General features: G+C 32.3%; 2 protein-coding genes and 1 pseudogene. All 3 read left to right on the top strand.

Annotated elements, in window-relative coordinates:
• Positions 1-911 (top strand): annotated as a pseudogene (locus N4A55_RS05785) (hypothetical protein); the annotation flags it as partial.
• A gap of 30 nt (positions 912-941) precedes the next feature.
• A complete protein-coding gene (locus N4A55_RS05780) occupies positions 942-1,247 on the top strand; it encodes a hypothetical protein (protein ID WP_293754572.1) in 306 nt (101 codons plus the stop codon).
• A 679-nt stretch (positions 1,248-1,926) separates the two neighbouring features.
• Positions 1,927-2,478 (top strand): HD domain-containing protein, encoded by a 552-nt coding sequence (locus N4A55_RS05775; RefSeq protein WP_293754571.1) that lies wholly within the window; start codon positions 1,927-1,929, stop codon positions 2,476-2,478.
• Positions 2,479-2,597: the final 119 nt, after the last annotated feature.

The following is a 2,597-nucleotide window of genomic DNA, read 5'->3' as shown; positions in this document are numbered from 1 at the left end:
TAAAGAAATTACAACAGTATATTCAAGAAAAAGGATTAAATGTTGATGTAACAGGTCAATTAGATAAAGCTACTTTCCAAGCTTTGCATATGATTGGGATTAATGATTTAATGGAAAATGGGGTTATACAAGAGGATAGTTATAGGGGGAATCCAAGTGACCCACTGAGCTTGAATTTGTATACATATTGCCATAATAATCCAGTAGTCTACATAGACCCAAGTGGCCATAAGCATATAGTTTCTGATTTCACTTATACATATACAGAACGCAAGTTTGTGACTATTGATTTAAGTGATAGTTCAACATGGCTTACTGATGGGTGGAGCCTTGATAATGAAAGTCCACGTGCATTAAGTTATAGTGATGGTAAACGATATATATTGGGAGAAGCAGTGAAGAAATTCACCACGACTTTAAAAAAGCATGAATTTACTAACTTGAACATGGTATTGTATGGGACAAGTGACGGTTCAGGTTATAGTACATATAAGACTGGTGCATTTAATAACGAAAAGAAAGGATTTATTGAAGCTGGAACAAATGAGGTAATTGCTACAATCGAGGGAATGAATGAACTTGATAATCGTCACAAATGGGACAAAGTGGGAGATTGGGCTAATGCAGGAATTAGTGTTGCTTCAGATATAGTTGCTGTATTAAAATTTGCAAAAGCAGCAAAAGCAGCGAAGAGTGGTTCAGATATTTGGAAAGCAACTCGTGGTTTCGCTACTCCTAATAAAATAGCCATTGGTTCTCAAACATTTGTTGATGGAGGGACAGGCGAATTTGATGATGGAGGATACTTTGGAAGTTGGTTAACTGGGCTTATCCCAATTTATGGTTCATATTCAGCTATTGTTGAAGCTATTAGTGATGACCCATTAAGGGGTGTTTTTGTAGATCAGTAGAATATTTATAGTTAAGAAAGAGGTAAATAAATGAAAAAGAAAACTATGAAAAGAGCATTAAACATATATATGGTACTTCTTCTTATTATTACAGGTATATTTTATTATTCAAAGTTACTTGATTATGATCTAATAAAGCTCTTGATGTTAATAATGAGTATGAATATTATTGTTTTTGCAGGAATTATTGGTCTGAAAACAAATACAATAATAATTGGACGTGGAGGAGACCTTGAATATGACAATACTTCTGCATGGGGTAAAATAGCTAACTATTTCTTAATATTATTTGGAGTTGTGTTTATAATAATTGCGTTGGTAATATATATAGTATGATATCTTGGTTATTTACAAGAAAAAAGCTTATAAAAGTACCCTAGCATAGGGTTTAGAAGAATTCTATCAAAACTTACAAATAATTATCTAACTGATATATCAGAAATGATGAAAATAATCGTAAATCTATAAGAGAGAGCATATCCCAACAATCTACTGTTAGGGATATGCTCTCTCCATTTATCTTATTATCAATAGGTAGTAGCCATAAAGTAAATACACTAGGGTCGTAAGCCTTAATCATTTAGAGAAACCAATACCATCCAAGTGGATATAGTAGCATGTGTATACAATGTACATATAAGTGCTATTCTACTATAGAGGAAAAGTTATCTGTTAATCAAAAACACTAACGGGATGGCTTTAGCTTTCAATCATTAGCCATAAAGTGAAAAGCACTAGGGTCAAAGCCTACGAAGAGATTCTAAGGTCTTCCCCCTTCTTTTTCTTTCTCGCCCTTCGGGCGACTTATCCCATACTTATCTCCCTTTTCTACGATACAGTATCTAAAAACGTTCATATTGCTTTTTAAACTTATTGTGATAAAATTATATATATGTTTTATTAAATATGCATTAAGCTAATAATACTAAAAATTTGAATGAAAAATAGTTAAATTACGAGCATCTTATTAAGTTTATATATCAAGAGTATAATTTGAAAAAGGTGGTTTAGTAGAATGGAACAATTAAAGAACAACCTCTTATATGTTAAATTACAAGAGCGAGAGAGTAAATTCATATCTATGATTGAGGATACTTATAGATATTCAAAGGATATGCTTCCTAAAATGAATAATATTTTTAATAATTACACTGAACATGGGATAGACCATTCTTTAAGAGTGCTTGAATACATGAGTGAGCTTATTAATGACATTGATGCGTTATCAGATTTAGAGATTACTATGATTATTTATGCAGCTTTATTACATGATATTGGAATGGTCGTTAGTGATTTGGAGATAAATCAACTTAAAAGTAGTGATAAAAATGAAACGGGCATGAAATACTCATTGATCTATACTGAATATAAAGATGAAAAGAGTACTCTACAAGAGTGTTTTAGACCTATACATGGATTAAGGGCTGGGAAACATATTAGAAATATGAAAAAACAATCATTATTCTGTATTCCAGAGACTGAAGGTATTTCGTTTGCTGATGATATTGCTGATATTTGTGCTTCGCATACTGAAAGTAATGAATGGCTTAAACTACCCACCTGCTAAAGCAGGTGGATTTATGGCATAAATGCCGAGGACTGAAAGTCCTAATTGGTCCTGGGCTAAAGCCCACTAAAGTTCTAAGCTAGAAGCTTAATTAATATGTTGAGTAAACTCAATCCTCC

The organism is Vallitalea sp., from assembly GCF_025211055.1.
In the GTDB taxonomy this organism is placed as follows: Bacteria; Bacillota; Clostridia; order Lachnospirales; family Vallitaleaceae; genus Vallitalea.
This window is presented reverse-complemented; position numbering and strand designations above follow the sequence as displayed.

What these genes read in the sequence shown, in the direction of transcription:
- N4A55_RS05780 (WP_293754572.1), top strand. Translation starts at nt 942, where the DNA reads ATGAAAAAGAAAACTATGAAAAGAGCATTAAACATATATATGGTACTT.
- N4A55_RS05775 (WP_293754571.1), top strand. Translation starts at nt 1,927, where the DNA reads ATGGAACAATTAAAGAACAACCTCTTATATGTTAAATTACAAGAGCGA.